Below are 19,171 nucleotides of genomic sequence, written 5' to 3'. Positions count from 1 at the left end.
AGGTGTAACGGAAAAAAGCGGCGTCCTTCCGGTTTTTACGCCTGTGGCAGCCGCTGTTCGGGCAGCTTACAAAATGCCCATATCTTTTGCTTTTTGGGCCGCTTCCTTGCTGCTTTTTCCGCCCAATTTCTTCAAAATGTTCCCAACATGCACTTTGATCGTCCGGATGGAAACGACGAATTTGTCGGCGATTTGCGTTTGCGTGTGACCTTTTTCGATCAGGTCGAGCACTTGAATTTCAGTCGGCGTCAGCAAATTTTTGAGTTCTCTCACCCGGACCTCGTGCTCAAGCTGCTTCAAGCGGCGGAATTCTTCCCGCATCTGTGCAGCGACGCTCGGATGGATCGAGCTCCGGTTGGCGTATGCGCTGCGGATCGTCTGCGGAATTTCCGTGAAGTTGGACTTCACCATATAATCGACCGCGCCGGCCTTGAACGCCTCAAAAATGATTTCTTTCTCTTCCATCGAAGAAAGCATTACGACGCGGGCCCCGCTGCATTTGACAATTTCCGCTGCGGCCCATAGTCCCTCCGGACTATCCGACATCATGACGTCCATCAGAACGACATCCGCTTCCGTCTTCTCCAGCAGCTCGACAGCCGCTTCGCCGGACGAGGCCTGACCCACTACTTCGATATCCAGTTCCTTCTGCAAGTAGCTGTGCAGGCCGCGCAGCCAGTCCGGATCGTCCTCGACAATGACGACGCGAATCGCAGGGTGCTCCATTCAAATTAACTCCCTTCCCGCCGGAAGCCGCTTTCGCTTCGGAAACTGCATGAAGACACTCGTTCCTTGGCCCGGCTCGCTGTGAATGTTCATGGTGCCTTTGTGCTTCTGAACTATAGTATAACAGTAAGACAGTCCCAAGCCGAAGTTCATTTTTTTGCCGCTTTTGGTCGTGTAGAACGGATCGAAGACGCGCTTGAGCTGCGCCTTCTCCATTCCGGGGCCCGTGTCCTTCACTTCCACAACGACTTTGCGCTTCGTTTCCGTCAAGCGTACGGTCAGGACGCCTCCGTCCGGCATCGCTTCAATGGCATTGGTCAGCACATTGGTCCACACCTCGGTCAGCTGCGCCCGATCGGCAGCAATCGGCTCCTCGGTCAAATACTGCTCGCGAACCTCGACTTTTTGCAGCTCCGGAGACAGCGTGCGGATGCAGTCCCTCATCAGCTCGCACGGGTCCAACTCCACCAGTTGAAGCTTGATCTCCTGGGTTTGGCCTTGAATCCGGTAGATCATATCGTAAATATGCTGCGAAGCAGACAATATAACTTCCATATCCTGCACCACTTGAGCCGGGTCCGTTTGTCCGGCTGCCGCTTCGGATTTGATTTTGTCGCCGAACAGCCGGATTTTGCCGACATCGTTCTTGATCGCATGGTTCAAAATCGATGTCCCGGACGTAATCGCGCGCAGCGTATAATCGAGCTTCTGGTTTCGTATGGAGATTTGCAGACCCATGAATCCGTAGCGGAAGCTCGATCCGACAATGATGGCCAGGGTGAGCGCAATCACCCCGATGTTATAGCGCCACAATTCGGAGAAACCGAAAAAGGTGGGCAGCAAATAAAGCGTAAACAAAGCGAATACCAGCGTTGGCGCAGCCGCTAGCGTCGTCAGCATCCGGCTGCGGCGGAGGAACGAATTTTTCTCCTTCAGCAGCGCCATGATCAATAAAACGGCCCCTGCCACAATATACGGCGCCGCCCAAGGGGTGACAAAGTAATAAGGGATCGGATCGCCGGGTTTCGGCTCGAGCACGAAGGAAAAAGCAGGAAGAACCGCCAGCGCCCACGGAATCCATCGTTTCCACGGCCACACCGAATAATCCGGATAGTAAACGATTGCGAACATCAAAAATGTATAAGGTAGGCCGAAGTAGCACATTAGCGAACTGGCGAGCTCGGCTTTGGCAACCAGCACCGCAACAGGCATCGTCAACAGGCCGCGGTCAAACAAATAAGGCACGATATCGTCCGCAATCACCGCCGACAATCCCCCGCAGCCTCCTGTAAAAGCGATGCTGCTAATCCATTGTGTCGTCGCCCTCTTCGGATCGGTGACGATCAGGAGCAGCCCGATCGTCCATAGGCCGATAAACACAAACAGCATGACAACCCGATCCCTTCCGTCTTAAGCGTACTCTCCTTCGAGCCGGTCCAATTCTTCGAGACACCGCTCGGCCCAGCGAACCGTCCGCTGCAGCTGCGCGCGCTCCTGCGCCAAGGCTTGCCGCAGCGATTCGCGGTAATCCGGCACCGTCCCTTGGTATGGCCGGACCGTATTCGGCGGCATTAGCGCAATCTCCTGATAAGCCAGCGCGCGCCGCTGATGGAAAAACGCTACATCCGGGTCCATCGGATTGTGCAAATCTCCTTGCGTCGGGTGTTTTACAACCGCGGCAATCTTGACGGCGACTTTACCAGTAGGGGACAGCTCAACTACCTCGCCGATATAATCGCCTGTTTTGTAGGAAGCCCGGACCATCGTTCCGGGTGTTAACATAGATTCCAGCATCGTATAGATACAACTCCCTTCCTTGTTTTAAGTTTGAAAGGCCTCATCAGCCATTCGTAGTAACGTTCATCCAGCGGTGCAGCTCCTGCACGTCGTCGAACCGGTATTTTTTGTCCATCGTTCCCCGCTGCCATCGCACCAGACACGGCACGCTTTCGATTTGCCAATTCCGCGCCAGAACCGGAGAGAAATTAATATTGCAGCGGCCAATGGTAGTCCGCGGATTCAACGCCGCGACGACTTCCAGCATCCTCTCGCCTACCTTGCACGTACCGCACAGCGGAGTGTAGAAGAATACGTATCGGGGCTCCGAATGAGCCAAGCGGTCTTCGGACGGAGCAAGCGTCCATGTAAGCAGGTCTTTATCCGACCATTCCTCGAACGTCATGGTTTGAATCCTTCCCTACATATTTGCTTATTGCTTCCAGAGGGACCTATCCGGTAGAATAGTACTATCCAGGGTATAGGGCAGGTGTTAAACAATGTCGGACACAACGAACCAAAATTCGAATGAGCAACCGCAATCCGCCAGCGAGGCTAAAAAAGTCAGCTTGGCGGATGCGATTAAAAACAAGCTCGCGCAAAAAAAGCAAGCCCAGCACGACGCTAAGGCCAACGGCCAACTGCGTGCCGGAAACGCATCTGTAATGAAAAGCCAAAACAACAAAAAGCCGAACAACCAACGCCGGCGTACCGGCGGAAGCTGACCGGCCGCGATTGGAAAAGAAGGATGAGCACAGCCTTTTCAGGCCTGTGGCTCATCCTTTTTTAAATTATCAGAACAGCTGTCTGGCAAGCTTGGGATGATAATCAAGCATACAGCAGATCACGCTGCTTCTTAATCTCGTCGTTCTCCAAGTATTCGTCGTAGGTGATGACCTTGTCGATCAAGCCGTTCGGCGTAATTTCGATGATCCGGTTTGCCACGGTTTGCACGAATTGATGGTCATGGGATACGAATAACATCGTGCCGTCGAAATCCATCAGCCCGTTGTTCAGCGCCGTGATCGACTCCAAATCCAAGTGGTTGGTCGGCTCATCCAGAACGAGCACGTTGGCGCCGCTCATCATCATCTTGGACAGCATGCAGCGCACTTTTTCGCCCCCGGACAGCACGCTTGCTTTCTTAAGCGCCTCTTCGCCGGAGAACAGCATGCGGCCAAGGAAGCCGCGGATATAGGACTCGTCTTGATCTTTAGAGTATTGGCGCAGCCAGTCAACCAGGTTGATGTCCGTATCGAAAAAAGTCGAGTTGTCTTTCGGGAAGTATGCTTGCGTCGTCGTCACGCCCCAGCTGTACTCGCCGGCGTCGGCTTCAAGCTCGCCCGTCAGCACTTGGAACAACGTCGATTTAGCGATTCCGTTCGGGCCGACGAGGGCGATTTTGTCGCCTTTGTTCACAGTAAAGCTAATATTGTTCAAAATCAACTGGCCGTCGATCGATTTGCTGACCCGGTCCACTTGAAGCAATTGCTTGCCCGCTTCCCGCTCCGGAGTAAATTTGATGAACGGGTACTTCCGGGTCGACGGCTTGAGATCTTCGAGCGTCAGCTTCTCCAGCAGTTTCTTACGCGAAGTCGCCTGCTTCGACTTGGAGGCGTTCGCGCTAAAGCGCTGAATGAACGTTTCGAGCTCTTTGCGCTTTTCCTCGACCTTCTTGTTGGCCTCGCGCTGCAGCTTCAAAGCCAGCTGGCTGGATTCATACCAGAAGTCGTAGTTGCCGACGTACAGCTGGATTTTGCTGAAATCGATATCCGCAATGTGCGTACACACCTGGTTCAGGAAGTGACGGTCATGGGATACGACAATAACGGTGCCTTCATATTTGGCAAGGAAATTTTCAAGCCAGTTGATCGATTCGATATTCAAATGGTTCGTAGGCTCGTCAAGCAGCAATATGTTCGGGGTGCCGAACAATGCCTGCGCCAGCAAGACGCGGACTTTTTGGTTGCCGTCAAGCTCTTTCATTTTGACATCGTGCAGGTCCTTGGAAATGCCAAGACCGATCAGCAGCTCCGCCGCGTCCGATTCCGCCTGCCAGCCGTCCAGCTCCTGGAATTCCCCTTCCAGCTCTGCCGCACGCATACCGTCCTCTTCGGAGAAATCCGGCTTTGCATACAAAGCGTCTTTTTCATCCATAATTTGGAACAATCGCGCATGTCCCATCATGACCGTCTTGAGCACGTCCACTTCGTCATATTCGAAATGGTTCTGCTTAAGAACCGCCATACGCTCGCCCGGGGTGATGCTGACTTCGCCTTTGTTCGCTTCCATTTCACCGGACAAAATTTTCAGGAATGTCGATTTGCCCGCTCCGTTCGCGCCGATCAAACCGTAGCAGTTGCCGGGGGTAAACTTAATGTTTACATCCTCGAACAATGCCCGTTTGCCGTATCTTAAGGTGACGCCCGTTACCGTAATCATCTGTTTAAAACCTACTTTCGCAATAGAATAAAGCGATCAGCCCATGTAAAGCCGCTTCCGAACGTATATTATAGCATAAATTGGCGCGTCTTCCCACTGGATGTTATTTTTCGTGCCGCCCAATTCGGCGAGCTGCATCGATGAAACGCTGCTTGGTTACTTGTTCTGTGCGATACTCTCTACCAGCTCGGAGAGCTCGGTCCAGCGCTCCATCGCTTCCTCCAGCCGCTGTGTCAGCTCCTGCTCTTCCTGAAATAGTTCTTGCGCTTTCGTATAATCGCTGCCTGCGTTCTCAATGTCGCGCTTGACCTGTATTAAACGCTCCTCGATCCCGGCGATTTTATCCTCAATCTCGTCCCATTCCTTTTGCTCCTTATAGGAGAGCTTGCGGGGACGATTCGATTCGCGCTGCTGCGTCTGCGTCGTTTCGCCAGCTGCTTTGGTTTCGCGCCGCTCTTCCGCTGCCGCCTGCTTTTCACTTCGGGACGCTTCCAAATATTCCGTATAATTGCCGAAAAACCTTCGGATGCGGCCCTCCCCTTCGAACACGAACAAATGATCCGCCGTCCGGTCCAGAAAATAACGGTCATGGGACACGGTGATGACCACGCCTGGAAAATCTTCCAGATACTCTTCTAAAATAGTCAGCGTTTGGATATCCAGATCGTTCGTCGGCTCGTCCAGCAAAAGCACGTTCGGCTCGCCCATCAGCGTGCGCAGCAGGTACAGCCGACGCCGTTCGCCTCCGGACAGCTTGCCGATCGGCGTCCATTGCTGGGCGGGCGTAAACAGGAAACGTTCGAACATTTGCGCCGCCGTAACCGATTCACCGCTTGAGGTTCGCACTACCTCGGACACTTCCTTAATATAGTCGATCGCCCGCTGCTTCTCATCCATCTCAACGCTTTCCTGCGTGTAGTAAGCCAGCTTCACGGTCGGACCGGTTTCGATGGAGCCCGCATCCGGCTCTAGTCGGCCGGCCAGCATGTTCAAAAACGTCGATTTACCGGTCCCGTTCGGTCCGATAATGCCGATGCGATCTTCAGGCAAAACGATATAGCTGAAATTGTCGACGATTTTACACTGCTCGAACGATTTGCTGACATCTTCCAGCTCCATGATCTTTTTGCCGAGCCGGCTCGCACCGAGCGAAATGTCCAACTGCGCTGAGGGTCCATCCACCTTGCGGTCGCGGAGCTCGATGACACGCTCCACACGCGCTTTCTGTTTCGTCGTCCGTGCTTTGGCGCCCCGCCGAAGCCACGCCAGCTCTCTGCGTAGCAGGTTTTGCCGCTTGTCTTCCTCCGCGGCTTCGCGCTCCAGCCGCTCGGCCTTTTTCTCCAGAAATGCCGCATAATTGCCCTCATAGCTGTACAGCTTGCCGCGGTCCAGCTCGAAGATCCGGTTCGTTACCCGGTCGAGAAAATACCGGTCATGCGTCACGAGCAGCAGCGCGCCTCGCCACTTCGTCAGAAATTCTTCCAGCCACTGCACCGTTTCATGGTCGATATGGTTGGTCGGCTCGTCCAAAATGAGTAAATCCGCCGGTTGAATCAGCGCCCGGGCCATGGCGACGCGCTTGCGCTGCCCGCCGGAAAGCGTGCCGACCTTTTGGCCGAAATCGCGGATGCCGAGCCGGGTCAGCACGGTCTTTGCCGTCGTGGAGGCGTCCCATGCACCCGTCGCATCCATGCGCTGCTGCACGGCGAACAGCTTCGCCTGCCGCTTCTCATCCTCGGGGGCAAGCTGCAGCTCGGCAAGCGCCCATTCGTATTCCCGCAATGCCTGCATCATCGGCGTATCCCCGTAAAACACCTGCTCAAGCACGGTCGAGTCGGAATCAAACGACGGATTTTGCGGCAAATACTCGACATGGAAGTGGTTCGCGTGAATGAGCTTTCCTCTTTCCGTCGATTCGAATCCGGCCATAATTTTCAGCAGAGTCGATTTGCCCGATCCGTTCACGCCGACAAGTCCAATCCGTTCTTTATCGTTGATCTGAAAGTGAATGCCATCAAATAAAACTTTCTCGCCGTAGCTTTTATATATATCTTCTACTGTCATGAGGTTCAAGCGGATTCAAGCCTCCTCGCCGTTGCTTGCGTTTATTCATTGCCGTAAGGTTCGGCAGGCTCCGTTACGTAAGCGGCAAGCAGCGAAGCCGTATGCCGTACGGCATCCTTATGCGTCCGCTCCATCGCGTGGGAAGCATGAACGCCCGGGCCGATCAATGCGGCGCGAATGTTGCTTCCTCCGCGAAGTGCAGCGGAAGCATCCGAACTATACTGCGGGTAAATATCGACTGCGTAGCTCAGTCCGTCGCGCTTCGCCAGCTCGATCAGCTTCGACGTCATCGCGTAATCGTAAGGCCCGGACGAATCTTTGGCGCAGATCGAGACGTCGAACTCCGTACAATTCAAGTCTTCTCCCATCGCGCCCATATCGACCGCGAGCACCTCGCTGATGTCTCCCGGAATCCAAGCCGAGCCATGGCCGACCTCTTCATATACGCTGATCATAATCTTCAGCGTGCAGGATGGTACGATAGCCTCGCGCTTAAGCAATTCAAGCAGCCCGAACAGAGCGGCAACGCCCGCTTTATCATCCAGGTGACGGGATTTGATAAAGCCATTCGTTTTGAACTCGGTGCGCGGGTCAAAGGAAATGATATCCCCTGTAGCAATACCGAGCGCTTTGACATCGTCCGCCGACTTGACCGGTTCGTCCAGACGCACCTCCATGACCGCTTCTTCCCGCTTCAAATCTCGCGCATCCGGAAAGACATGCACCGAAGGCTTGGTCGTCAGGATCGTACCATCGTAGGTTCGTCCGTCACGGGTATGCACGCGGCAGTATTCGTTTTCGACGGAACCCATCATGTAGCCGCCGATCAGCGTAAAACGCAGCGTGCCGTTGCTCTTAATTGAACGCACCATCGCACCCAGCGTATCGACATGACCGAACAAGCCGATCACCCGGTTCTTTTGCCGGCCTTCGACGGTTATAATCCCGCAGCCCTTGGGCGTGAAGCTGATCGGGTACCCCAGCTTTTCCGCTTCGGCGGCCAGCTTGCCCATAATCTCGCTGCAAAAACCGCTCGGGCTCGGCGTCGAAAGCAGCATGTCCAGCACCTGCATCATATACGTTTCGTTTATATCCCATTTCATACAATCTGCCTCCGTTCGTTTGCTTCTCAAAACAATTTAAGGTAAGCTACGGAATGGATCTAATAACCAAGGAGGTACATATCAGAATGACTCAACCATTGCCGCCGAAAACCTGTAGTATCGACCGTTTGGTCACCGTTCAAGAAGATGTCGAAAAAGTGCTCCGCGGAGAAAAAACGGCTACCCGCCGCAACGGACGTTACGCCGATCCGGGCGAAATCATGGAGTTGAACGGCAGTCGCTTTGAAGTGACGAACGTTTATCAGCAATCGCTCGGAGAGCTGTCTGACGAGCACGCAAAGATGGAAGGTTACGAGACGGTCGAGGCCTACAAAAATTATATTTTATCTCTGCATGCGGGCATGCCGTGGCTTCCGCACATGAAAGTGTGGGTCCACGAATTCCGCGCCGTATAATACGGCAAAAACAGTGTAGCCTCGGTACTTGCCACGGCCTCCCCGGCCAAGCCGGGTCCGCTTGCTGCAGGTGCCTTTGCTACACTGTTTCTTTTCTTTAAAGATTTTCAGCTACCGTTTGGAGGTGTGTTGACCTTGTATTCCTGGCTCGTATTCATTCATGCCGTCAGTGCCATGGTATCGATCGGACCATTCTTCGTGCTGATACCGATGCTTCGCAGGTTAAAAACCGCCGATGGCGATCTGCTGCACTCCTACCTTGATTCCTTCCGCTTCGTCGTTCGTTTGTCTAAGCATACCGGACACGTGCTCGTCGCTTCCGGGCTGCTTTTGATGTGGCTTGGCGGTTGGCCTTGGACAACCCCGTGGATTTTCGGCACGTTCGTTGTCCTGTTCGCGTCGCTGTTGTTCATGGCCCGCGCGTTCTCTCCGACGATCCGCAAGCTGCGCGAACCGGAACACGACCGTCAGGCGCTTCTCCGCAAGCTTAGCCGGTCGCTTTATTTATATTTATTCGTATTGTTCGTCATGCTGTGGCTCATGATCATGAAGCCGATGTTATGGTGACACCTTGTGGAAGCTCGTCCGGAATCAGCTTTGGAAATCGACGCAAATGCTGGTTCCGTCAAGCACCTGCTTCATATGCGCCTTCACTTCTTCATGCACCGGATGCGTGTCGTACGTTTTCAAGTCTTCGAGGGAATCGAATTTCGTAATCAGCGCAATATCGTAGGAACGTTCCAAGTGAAGCACATCCATGCCGACTTCCAGATGGCGAAGCACCGGGATTTTACCTTCCATGTTCGCCAGAACGTCATACGTGCGCTTGATCGCTTCCGGGCTGCGGTCCTTTAATTTGAACAATACAATATGAGTAAACATCGCTTCCAATCCCCTTTTCAAAATCGAATTTATCAGCTGCTTCTGTCCCTACCTACCTGCTTTGGTGGCGGACCATTCCTCGACATCCCACACCTTGGTTACCCAATCCTCGTAAAAATCGGGCTCGTGGCATACAAGTACGATCGTGCCCTTGTACTCCTTCAGCGCTCGCTTCAGCTCGTCTTTGGCCGCCACATCCAAATGGTTCGTCGGCTCGTCAAACGCAATCCAGTTGCTCTCATGCATCAGCAGCTTGCACAGCCGAACCTTTGCCTGCTCGCCACCGCTCAAGCTGCGCAGCGGCCGGGTGATGTGCTCGTTTTTAAGCCCGCACCGGGCAAGCGCAGCCCGAACCTCATGCTGGTTCATATGCGAAAATTCATTCCACACATCGTCGATCGGCGTCAAATTCGGCGCTTTCACTTCCTGCTCGAAATAAGAAGGGTGCAGAAAATCACCCAAAAACGTCGATCCGCTGAACGGCTGGATTTTGCCCAAAATCGTCTTCAACAGCGTTGATTTCCCGACTCCGTTACAACCCACGACGGCTATTTTGTCGCCGCGCTCAATCGTGACGTTCATTTTGGGCAGCAGTGCATGGGAATAGCCGATTTCCAGGTCTTTGCCCTCGAATACAATACGTCCGCTTGCCCGCGATTCCTTGAACACGAAGGTCGGTTTTACAGCATCTTCGGGACGGTCGATCCGCTCGATGCGGTCAAGCTGCTTTTGACGGCTTTTTGCCCGGCCCGACGTCGAATAACGGGCTTTGTTGCGCTGAATGAAATCTTCCTGCTTCTTGATAAACTCCTGCTGCTTCTCGTACGCGTCGATATGCTGCTGTTTATTGATATCTGCCATTTGCAGAAATTTTTCGTAGTTGGCGGTGTAACGCGTCAGCTTGGCAAATTCCAAATGATAAATGACGTTTACAACCTTGTTCATAAACTCGGTATCATGGGATATCAGCATGAAGGCGTACGGATAGTTTTGCAAGTAATCCGTCAGCCAGTCGATGTGCTCAACGTCCAAATAGTTGGTCGGCTCGTCGAGCAGAAGCACCGTCGGCTGTTCCAGCAGCAGCTTGGCCAGCAGTACCTTCGTCCGTTGTCCGCCGCTAAGCTGAGCCACGTCGCGGTCCAATCCGATTGCATCGAGTCCCAGACCGTTCGCCATCTCCTCGACCTTTACGTCAAGCAGATAAAAGCCGCTATTTTCCAACCTATCTTGAATCTCGCCCATTTGCTCTAGCAGCAGCTCCAATTTGTCCGGGTCGGCATCGGCCATCTGTTCGGTGATCCCATTGAGCTCCTGCTCCAGTTCAAATAAAGGCAGAAAAGCGTCCTTGAGCACTTCACGTACCGTTTTCCCCGGTGTGAGTTTCGTATGTTGGTCCAAATAGCCATAATTTACTTTGGGGGTCCATTCGACCTTCCCCGAGTCCTTCAATAATTTGCCGGTCAAAATATTCATCAGCGTCGATTTGCCGACGCCGTTGGCACCTACCAATCCAACATGCTCTCCCGGAAGCAGGCGAAACGAAACATTTTTAAACAATACCCTGCCACCAAAGCTGTGGCTTAGTTCTTCCACCGTCAACAAGCTCATGTAATTTCGGAATCTCCTGTCTATGAAAATAATTCGCGCTCGACAATTCATTATAACATCAGTAGGCGCAAGTTATCCAGATGATAGACTTGACAGGAGCTTGCGGCCGTAGCGATAAAGTCGGCGGAGCCATAGTCCGCAGTGTAATCGCAGCCGCTCTTTCGCATTCTTTCTCCCTGTTACGGGCTTCAGCAAAACAACGCTGATATTATCATCGGATTTTCGCTGCAGCGCCTTTGTTAACAGCAAGTCGCACATTTCCTGCAGGTCGCTGCCCTTGCCGTTCGCCGCACGCAGCAGCGCGGCAATGGATCTAGGCAGAAAGCGGTCGTGAAAACCGTCGCTGCTCAGCAAAAATAAAGTGCCCGGTGCGTAACAGCCCGAACGGATGTAGACGACAGGCCGTTCCCCCATGCCGAGCGAATGAAGCAGCACATTGCGCTTGGGATGACTTCGCGCGCGCCGTACGGACATTCGCCCGCGGCGGACTTGGGCGGATACCCATGTATGATCGCGGGTCAACCTTTTGCATCGGTCTGCCGGCGTTAACCGGTAAATGCGGCAATCCCCGACATGTGCTATGAAGTAGACGGCATCCGTCAGTAATAAGAGCGTCAATGTCGTGCCGAGACGGCCGCCGCTGCCCTGCCCCGTTTCGACTAACTCCCGGTGAACAGCAAAAAACCATGCTTCCGCCTCGCGTTCCAATCTTGCCAGACTGTCTCCTGCGGAAAGCAAAGCGGGAACCTTGGCGTCAAGCCACTCCTTCAACCGACGAATGGCCAATTCGCTGGCTTGTGCGCCGTCCTCTGAGCCGCCCATCCCGTCAGCGAGCGCGGCAGCGGCATACGGAACGCCTTTCACTGTCTGTCCCACTCGCAGCAGCGAGCGGTCTTCATTAATTGTACGGAACCATCCCGTATGCGTGGCGGATCCATATTGAAAATGGACGGCAATCGTCGGTTTCACGCGTCAGAACCCCATTTTAAACGTAAATTCGGTCGATACGATCTTAACTATATCACCTTCCTTCAACCGATGCACCCGGTAAGGCACCAAAGATTCGGCATTGACGCTTGTTCCGTTACGCGATCCTAAATCTTTGACGGCATAGCCTTCGTCATCCTTAACAAATTCGGCATGCAAGCGGGACACGCCGGCCTCCTCGTGCACCCAATCCGCACCCGCTCCAGCTCGTCCAATGACGAAGCTGTTTTTATGAAGCTGTATTTGCTCCCTGACGCCGTTGCGATAAACTTCCAAGCATGCGCACAAGCGGTCCGAAGGGCGAGGCGATTTGCCTAGAAAGATCGTTGCATCCTGCGGCGCAAGCAGCGTTGTTCGCATCGCGAGATCCGAGGATTGGAGCTGCGTTACGTACGGCTGTGACTCCCCATTCGGCAATTGGTTGTACCCGGTTGCCTGAGAAGAAACAGGGTCCGGCTCCCTCGGACGTCCCGCATCCGGCGCTACCGGGTCTCCCGGAGTGGCAAAGCTAATCGGCGATGGCGACGCCAAACCGACACGGCTCATAAAACTTGCCTGGTCCTCGCGGTCCGACGATGGCAATTTTTCGTTATTGGACTCGAAGGATAAACCCGATGCCCCCTGTTTCGGTGCCTCGGATGAAGTCTTTGCAATTCTGAGAAACAGCAGCAATGCTCCCGCCGTGAAGATCAGCGTCAAACCGATGCACATCCAGAGCATGGTGTCGCTCGGATCGTCAAGATAAATTTTCCAAATGAAGCACCATGCGAGCACGGTAAGTAAAATAACAAACAATCGCTTCCTACGGGATTCAGGCCTTGCTGTCAGTACTGCTTCGGCCTTGAACATTCCGGGCTCCGTCGAATGCTGCAACTGGGACGATACCGGTACTTGTCCGCCAATCGGCTCATACCCCGAATGCTCGTTGCGCACCGCTCTCGGGGGATCGCTAAACGGCTGGTCCGGACGATGGAATAACGCAGACTCCGGATGAACGGAAGCTCTGAAAGTATGCTGTGGCGAAGCCGTCATCCCCGCCAGTTCTTGTCCTGCGGGTGACACATGCTGCAAAAGACCGATTTGCTTCAAGAGCAGTTGTTTAAGCTCGGGCAGATTGAAAGCTTCCTCCTGCAAATATCGCATCAGCTCCTGAAATCCGCTTCCGTGGAGCTCGGTTACCCGGTGAATCAAACGCGACGCCAAATGATGGAGATCTGAAGAAACCGATCCCTTCCCATCCAAATGTTCTTTAGGAATATAAGTTAAATACAAATCCTGAAAACCGGCTCCGCAATAAATGTATTCCTCCTTTAGAACGTATCTGTCGGGCTGGAGCATGTATACCTTGCTGTCGTCAAGCACTTCGACAATATGCAGAAGCAGCGCATAATATTGGGCGAGCGAAAGCTTCTCCATTCGCAGCCAGTGGCTGAGCATTCGTTTACCGGTAATGGCATAATACAAGCATACATCTCCGTTCCTTGCCTCTACCTGAACTTCGAGCAGCCGCGGAATCCGGTTAGCCGACAGCATATTGACTTGAAAGCTCGAGAGGTCTTGCTGCTTCATCCCGGTCGGTGAAGAGAGTACCATAAAATGACCGTTCCGGTTGTCGAAATCGACTTTCAGGCCGTATAGCTGCTGGTCCAATGTCATTCTCCTTTCCTTCATTTTCCGTCTATCAACTTAAATGCCTAGAGCTTCCCATTGAACGATCGTAATAATAACGCCTGGCAGCACTGCCCACATGAATGGAAAACGGAGCCGGCCGTCAGATGCGGGATCAGACTTCAATACCGACAGCTTGCGGAACGCGGCGAGCTGGATAAGCAAAAATGCTGCATGGGTCAGCCGTTGAACGCCGTCGCTGCGCCAAAACAGCACAAGCAGCGCGATCAGACCGGCGCATATGAGAGAAGCTGCCATTGCGTAGAGAGAAAACACCGCCCCGGTAAAGGCTCCCAGCGCAGCAAACAGCTTAACGTCTCCTGCCCCTACCGCGCGCAGCACATACAACGCGAGCATCGGAGCAAAGCCGCAGGCCAATCCAGCAGCGGAAAATGCCAGCCCGTTCCAACCGGTCGTAGCCAAATGAAAGATCAATCCGGAGAATGCCCCCGTCACGGTAAGCCAATTCGGAATTTTTTGTTTCGTGATGTCCGTAACGAACGCAACGGCCAGCATCACCGCAGCAAACCAAATACCGAGCATGCTTATCCCCCTATCCATGCGCGCTCTTGCGCTTTTTTTCGAAGTATGACGGTTTTCTTAAAAAAAGGGACTGCGAACGTATACTCATACTGCGCTTCGATAACAACATAAGCCTTCTCACGGTCGTCAAAGTTTGGAAATTGTAGAGAGGTTACTTTGAGCTTACGTTGATCAAGGCTGCCCATATCGGCAAACGATGCAATAATTGGCGTCGCCGCCTCCGCGACCTTCATTTCGACCGTTTGCTTCGCCTCGTCCTTCGCTGAGCTGCCAAGCGCCTCCAGCTGTTCTCTTCGTTCTTTTTCCCAAGCGACCAAACGTACCATAGGTTCAGGAATCCATTTAGAGTAATCCTCTACGAATTGTTCGGAATCGACGACCGTTTGTCTGGCCGTCTCCAGTTGGGTGACTACGTTACCCAGCCAAGCGCTGGCTTGGCTGTTCTGCCACCGCGCTTGCCCTTGTCGGTACAGCAGCTCGACCGGATACATGTTTGCAGCAATGACTTTAGCCGATTCCGAGACGGCAGACTGCAGCGCCATCTCAGCCAAAGATACGCGAATAAACGCAATCAGCAGCAGAAGAAATGCCAGAAAAAAGGGCAGCACGAGCGCCGCCTCAAGAGTGATGCTTCCTCTCTGCTCTTTCGTCCATCGCAACATACTGGCCTCCCTAATATGTAAAGTCTGCCGTTTTGGTCATTCGGCAGCGGTTACCGCTTACCTCGCAACCGGAGAACTCGCTATTCCCTACCAGCTTCATGATAGCCGGTAAAAACCAGAGCCGATATGAGGTTGAAACACCACCGGAAACATATGTAGTCATTTGATAAAGCTTCTGTTTTGTGTTCAATTCGATCAGCGCCTGCATTCGGGACAACAGAACCGATTCACGGCTATGAAGAAGCAGGAATAATCTCAAGTAATCTTTATATCCTAGCGTGATTACTCCGCTCAATTTCCGGGACAGCGGCACCTGCTCGCCTTGAACGAGCTTCGTCATGTCCGCTTGTGCCCGAATTGCGCCTTCCGTCACCGCAGCCAGCAAGACGAGCAGCGGCGAACCGGCGGCGAGCGCTTCGTTGCGCGGTTCAAGCAGCGCTTCGGTCGTTCCGATCGCCAGCCGTACGGCGAACATTTCCGCGTACGCCGACGAATAATTGCCACTGCACGTATTCGAACCGTAAATTAAATATTCAACTTCTTGATTGGTTAATTCATGACCGGCAGGATTGGAAAGCTCTTTGGAGGTTTTCGGCCGTCCGAAAGTATCCTTTTCCAAACCAAGTGTCCGGTAGCTAAATTTGCTGACGGCAAATTCATCGATATAAAATTCGTCCCGTACCTCCATCAACAGACCTTCCAGTGCAGAAACCAGCTTCAAAGAGCTGGACCCGGCCTGATCCGGAGTTTTCAATTTAACAGTCGATACAGGAGAAATTGCCCCGGCAGCTTGGTTCATCTCCAAATACGTCTGATAGAAACCTTTGCTGCCAGCCGTCCCCGGATCGCCCTGAAGCTTGCGGTAGCTCTCCTCATACGAATCGACATTCGATCCAAGAGAGCAGCTGCCGATCGTTCGCCGAAACTCGTCCAAAATCGGCTGCGCTTTGGCCCTTTGCTCCCGCTTAGCCGCTGCCGTCGCTTTGTTTTTGCTCTGACGCTCGGTTTGCGACTTATTCTGTTTGTCGTACCATTCATCCACTTTCGTTTTGAAGCCGTTCAACGCCGTTGAGGTCGCAGAATATTTTTGATTCGTAAACAAGAGGTTATCTTCAAGCTGAACCCGTACGCTGGAAAACTGGGCTAACGCCGTTCCTACTCCCGCTTCCCACTGTTCCAGTTCTTGGTGGTCAACTAAATGCACAAAGTTGAATACATCCTCGGCCCTTAGCTGCTGACCCGAATCGTTTGGCTGCCGAACCTTGCTGATTTCGGCATTCAAGTCATCATTTGCTTTTTTAGCCAGCTCCATCGCTTCCAAGAACGCATCCTTATATTGGGAGAGCGCCGCATCATCAAGCGCTGCTTCGCCCTTCAACAATCCGAGTAGAGCGGCGTATTCGGTTTCCAGCGTAGGGCTGCCGATTTTCTCACTTAAGGTATTCAAATCGCGAAGCTGCGTATCGTAATGCGGGTATAGCACCTCAGATTTTTGACGGATCGCTTGAAAGGCGTCCCAAACTTCGTCCAGTCTACGCTCGCGTTCCTCCAGCAGTTCTTCCACTTTAACCGCATTTTCGGCGAATTTCGAAGCCTGATTCAATTGAGCATCAAGGCCTGTTTTTTTGAATTTGTCGGTCAGTTCAAGCGCGTAAATCATCGGAGCCCGGTATTTCATCTCCTCCAATATTTGCTGCTTGAAGATCGTATGATTGGATAGGACGAAAATCGGTGTCACCTTAGCCGAATCCTCTTCCAAACGCTGATCAATAAAACGGAATTGGCCAGGCTCCGCAGCGCCGGACAAATTGCCGGCTACCGTTTGCTTGAAAATCTCGTCTCCCTTGCTGCCGGTCAGGTCCGTACCGAACAATCCATAAGCTGCCAGCTTCGGAGAAAAAGCCGAAAGTGTCGAGCGAACCCCGGATTTTACGGCATTCTCGGCTTCCTTATCCGCGGTCCTCCACCTTGCGACATCGATCAGCAGCCCGCACAGCAGAAACAAAGGAACAAGAATGATGATCAAATAGATGGATACGGCGCCGCTCTGCTCCTTCCATAGCTTTAGCAACCTCCTCAAAAATTCACCTCCGGATTCCCCTGCTTTCCTTTACTCATGAAACACGACCACAATTCCTTTTTGTTCCAGCTCACGTTTTAGCCCTTGAGACAGCCTCATTTCATCGTTCTTCGACACCTTGAAAAAATGCCATACCACGCCTCTAATTTCTGTGCCCTGCTTCAACAGCTCTGCGTCTTTTGCCATCTGCTCTCGCAAATTTTGTTCATAAAAGGTGTAAAAAGCCTGATGCGCTACATTGGAAGAATCCAGAGCGTCAACAACCCTGACGGTCTCCGGGGTCACATTAATTTTTTTGCTTACCCCGCCAACCAAGCCGCGTAAATGCTCCGCAGCTTCACTTTCGGAGGTGATTTTTACCGGTTCTTTGACCGAGGTCTTCGGGTCGACCATCGTTTTTAGCGCATCCTTCGGCTTGATTCGCCCTTGGATTTCACCGATAAAGGTTCGGGTCAGATCCGTCAGCCGGATCGTTTCGATCGGGTCAACGATGTAGGATTTGGACGAAGTCTCCACATCGGCTTCTTTGCCCCGCCAATACCGTGCCATAGAAGGAACATGAAACTTTTTTTCCAAGGCGACGCGAACATAGCGCAAAAACCCGTGATTCGAATACTCGATCTCTCCGCGCAGCTGCTCCGGCAGGCTGCCGGCGGCTCGGGAAAGTTTCCCGGCCGGACCGGCTGGACCGGCTGCATGCCCGGATGCCGGAAGCTGAACGGATACGGGAGCCATAGGGAGCATAAAGCTGAACAAATTCATCACATGGTCGTTCGTCAGCCGCCAGTACAGGCCATCCGTTTGCCCCAACCCAACCGATCCGGTGACCGGATCTTTCCTGCTGTTGTCCCAAATATAAGCCGTCCGTTCCGCCGTCAATGCCGCTGTATAATGAACGGAAGCTTGTTGATAAGCAAACAGCGATAAGAAAATAAGCAGCAAGGTCGCGATTAAAATGATCGGCAGTGTCAGGGACGCCTCAATCGTAAATTGACCGGAATGACCGATGACGAATCGGCGGAGCGTTATAACGAACGATCGGATATAGATAATTCTCATGAACCCTGTCATGTCATCATACCAAGGTTAGGGGGTGCCTAACTTGCTGTCATCGATTTTTACATTTTTGGAATCCTTAATTTCTTTACTGGCATCGTTAAATAAGCTTTCCATCCACTTCGTGATCCACTTCCGGAAAGCAATCGCAATAATGAGCAGCACCGCAATGATTAATAAAATCTCAAGCGTACCGAGTCCGTCTTCTTCTTTCCAAAACCGATGCCACGCCGTTTTCAAAGCTTCCATTCCTTTTTCCTCCTCTATTGTCGCAAGACGATGTCAGTTACTCGATTAATTCACCATCATTAAAGCAGGCGCCGCCACCATAACCATGACGACAAAAAATATCATGACCATCGGAAACACCAGTTTGGATGCCGCTTCTTCACCGAGCGTTTTGGCAAGCGCCTTGCGCTTCTCCCACAGGTTGGCGGATAGTTCCTTTAAAGCCATTACCAGTTCGTCGCCTCCCCGCTTGTAATTTAACAGCAGCGTTGTCGTAAACAGAGAAACCTCCTGCATTGCGCACCGCTTGCTGAAGTCCTCCATTGCTTTGGGAAAGGAGACGTTCACTTTAAGGGCATGAACGGTTTCTTTCAATTCGGCCATTAACGGACTGGTGACGGCCTCTTTTCCATTCGCAATCCGTACCAGGGCCTGCGGGACCGTTTCGCCTGCGCCAATCAGCAGCATCAGTTGGTTCAATACTTCCGGAAGCTCAATCAAGATGGACTGTTTCTTCCGTTTAAGCTCCCCGGCTGCTTGTTTATACATTAGAAACGGAACAAAGATCGTCAATGGCAGGCAGTAAACCAGCATCTCAGCTTCACCGGCTGCCAAACCGGCCATGGTGCTCAAAATAACCAGACCGTAAACGATAATAAGCGTCTTGGCTGCAAACCATTTCGTTTCCGAGATCGCTGATTTCGCTCCGTATAGTCCTATCATGACGCGATGCACCTTGCCGAGCGACTCGGATAATCGGTCGGCAAGCTTCGTCCGGTCCATAAACCATAAGCTAGCAGGAGCGAGCCAATAGAACGCATCCGAGCGCGTAAGACTTCGATTGTCGCGGACCCATGGAGCATACTTTGGAAATCCTGCCCAAGATGCACCTGCAACGGCGATCAGCTCCAACAGCAACAGCGCCAGCAT

General features: G+C 52.7%; 20 protein-coding genes. 3 read left to right on the top strand and 17 right to left on the bottom strand.

Features of this window, described 5'->3' with window-relative positions:
* Positions 1–66: 66 nt before the first annotated feature.
* Genes BLO51_RS14220 through BLO51_RS14205 form a run of 4 tightly spaced genes read right to left on the bottom strand, consistent with a single transcriptional unit; the run spans position 67 to position 2,908 of the window.
* A complete protein-coding gene (locus BLO51_RS14220) occupies positions 67–726 on the bottom strand; it encodes a response regulator transcription factor (protein ID WP_090672824.1) in 660 nt (219 codons plus the stop codon).
* Positions 727–2,115 carry a sensor histidine kinase gene (locus BLO51_RS14215; protein WP_090672822.1) on the bottom strand — a complete coding sequence of 463 codons (1,389 nt, stop codon included), beginning with the start codon at positions 2,113–2,115 and terminating at the stop codon, positions 727–729.
* A gap of 21 nt (positions 2,116–2,136) precedes the next feature.
* Positions 2,137–2,520, bottom strand: coding sequence for a kinase-associated lipoprotein KapB (gene kapB, locus BLO51_RS14210; protein WP_090672819.1), 384 nt, complete (start codon positions 2,518–2,520; stop codon positions 2,137–2,139).
* Positions 2,521–2,566: 46 nt separating this feature from the next.
* Positions 2,567–2,908 (bottom strand): thioredoxin family protein, encoded by a 342-nt coding sequence (locus BLO51_RS14205; protein WP_090672817.1) that lies wholly within the window; start codon positions 2,906–2,908, stop codon positions 2,567–2,569.
* 94 nt (positions 2,909–3,002) lie between these two features.
* On the opposite strand from BLO51_RS14205, the gene BLO51_RS14200 reads away from it, so the two are divergent.
* Positions 3,003–3,227 carry a hypothetical protein gene (locus tag BLO51_RS14200; protein WP_090672815.1) on the top strand — a complete coding sequence of 75 codons (225 nt, stop codon included), beginning with the start codon at positions 3,003–3,005 and terminating at the stop codon, positions 3,225–3,227.
* Positions 3,228–3,330: 103 nt separating this feature from the next.
* Here the strand turns inward: BLO51_RS14200 and BLO51_RS14195 are convergent, their stop codons facing one another.
* The 3 genes from BLO51_RS14195 to BLO51_RS14185 all read right to left on the bottom strand — a co-directional run bounded on the left by BLO51_RS14195 (position 3,331) and on the right by BLO51_RS14185 (position 8,111).
* Entirely contained in the window at positions 3,331–4,944 is a 1,614-nt protein-coding gene (locus BLO51_RS14195) for an ABC-F family ATP-binding cassette domain-containing protein (RefSeq protein WP_090672814.1), read from the bottom strand.
* Positions 4,945–5,100: 156 nt separating this feature from the next.
* Positions 5,101–7,017, bottom strand: a complete 1,917-nt coding sequence (locus BLO51_RS14190; RefSeq protein WP_090672813.1) for an ABC-F family ATP-binding cassette domain-containing protein — start codon at positions 7,015–7,017, stop codon at positions 5,101–5,103.
* A 32-nt stretch (positions 7,018–7,049) separates the two neighbouring features.
* Positions 7,050–8,111, bottom strand: a complete 1,062-nt coding sequence (locus tag BLO51_RS14185; RefSeq protein ID WP_090672811.1) for a M42 family metallopeptidase — start codon at positions 8,109–8,111, stop codon at positions 7,050–7,052.
* Positions 8,112–8,197: 86 nt separating this feature from the next.
* Between BLO51_RS14185 and BLO51_RS14180 the strand changes: the two genes are divergently transcribed.
* Both BLO51_RS14180 and BLO51_RS14175 read left to right on the top strand, forming a co-directional pair.
* Positions 8,198–8,527: an ASCH domain-containing protein gene (locus tag BLO51_RS14180; protein ID WP_090672809.1), complete on the top strand. Its 330-nt coding sequence runs from the start codon at positions 8,198–8,200 to the stop codon at positions 8,525–8,527.
* A gap of 135 nt (positions 8,528–8,662) precedes the next feature.
* The gene (locus BLO51_RS14175; RefSeq protein WP_090672807.1) at positions 8,663–9,094 is read left to right on the top strand and encodes a DUF2269 family protein; all 432 of its coding nucleotides are present in this window, start codon (positions 8,663–8,665) and stop codon (positions 9,092–9,094) included.
* A gap of 24 nt (positions 9,095–9,118) precedes the next feature.
* Here BLO51_RS14175 and BLO51_RS14170 read toward each other — a convergent pair whose 3' ends face one another.
* The 10 genes from BLO51_RS14170 to BLO51_RS14125 all read right to left on the bottom strand — a co-directional run bounded on the left by BLO51_RS14170 (position 9,119) and on the right by BLO51_RS14125 (position 19,171).
* Positions 9,119–9,409, bottom strand: a complete 291-nt coding sequence (locus BLO51_RS14170; protein ID WP_090672805.1) for a Dabb family protein — start codon at positions 9,407–9,409, stop codon at positions 9,119–9,121.
* A 48-nt stretch (positions 9,410–9,457) separates the two neighbouring features.
* Positions 9,458–11,017, bottom strand: coding sequence for an ABC-F family ATP-binding cassette domain-containing protein (locus tag BLO51_RS14165; protein WP_090672803.1), 1,560 nt, complete (start codon positions 11,015–11,017; stop codon positions 9,458–9,460).
* Between the two features lie 72 nt (positions 11,018–11,089).
* On the bottom strand, positions 11,090–11,986 hold the full coding sequence (locus BLO51_RS14160; RefSeq protein ID WP_090672801.1) for a PP2C family protein-serine/threonine phosphatase: 897 nt from the start codon (positions 11,984–11,986) through the stop codon (positions 11,090–11,092).
* Positions 11,987–11,989: 3 nt separating this feature from the next.
* The gene (locus BLO51_RS14155; RefSeq protein ID WP_090672799.1) at positions 11,990–13,654 is read right to left on the bottom strand and encodes a DUF6382 domain-containing protein; all 1,665 of its coding nucleotides are present in this window, start codon (positions 13,652–13,654) and stop codon (positions 11,990–11,992) included.
* A 36-nt stretch (positions 13,655–13,690) separates the two neighbouring features.
* On the bottom strand, positions 13,691–14,215 hold the full coding sequence (locus BLO51_RS14150; RefSeq protein ID WP_090672797.1) for an A24 family peptidase: 525 nt from the start codon (positions 14,213–14,215) through the stop codon (positions 13,691–13,693).
* Between the two features lie 2 nt (positions 14,216–14,217).
* On the bottom strand, positions 14,218–14,877 hold the full coding sequence (locus tag BLO51_RS14145) for a TadE/TadG family type IV pilus assembly protein (RefSeq protein ID WP_090672795.1): 660 nt from the start codon (positions 14,875–14,877) through the stop codon (positions 14,218–14,220).
* A gap of 10 nt (positions 14,878–14,887) precedes the next feature.
* The gene (locus BLO51_RS14140; RefSeq protein ID WP_090672793.1) at positions 14,888–16,948 is read right to left on the bottom strand and encodes a hypothetical protein; all 2,061 of its coding nucleotides are present in this window, start codon (positions 16,946–16,948) and stop codon (positions 14,888–14,890) included.
* Positions 16,949–16,987: 39 nt separating this feature from the next.
* Positions 16,988–18,016 carry a hypothetical protein gene (locus BLO51_RS14135; protein ID WP_174551252.1) on the bottom strand — a complete coding sequence of 343 codons (1,029 nt, stop codon included), beginning with the start codon at positions 18,014–18,016 and terminating at the stop codon, positions 16,988–16,990.
* 27 nt (positions 18,017–18,043) lie between these two features.
* Positions 18,044–18,262 carry a Flp1 family type IVb pilin gene (locus BLO51_RS14130; protein WP_090672791.1) on the bottom strand — a complete coding sequence of 73 codons (219 nt, stop codon included), beginning with the start codon at positions 18,260–18,262 and terminating at the stop codon, positions 18,044–18,046.
* A gap of 45 nt (positions 18,263–18,307) precedes the next feature.
* Positions 18,308–19,171: a type II secretion system F family protein gene (locus tag BLO51_RS14125; protein ID WP_090672910.1), complete on the bottom strand. Its 864-nt coding sequence runs from the start codon at positions 19,169–19,171 to the stop codon at positions 18,308–18,310.

The organism is Paenibacillus tianmuensis, from assembly GCF_900100345.1.
GTDB lineage: Bacteria > Bacillota > Bacilli > Paenibacillales > NBRC-103111 > Paenibacillus_G > Paenibacillus_G tianmuensis.
This window is presented reverse-complemented; position numbering and strand designations above follow the sequence as displayed.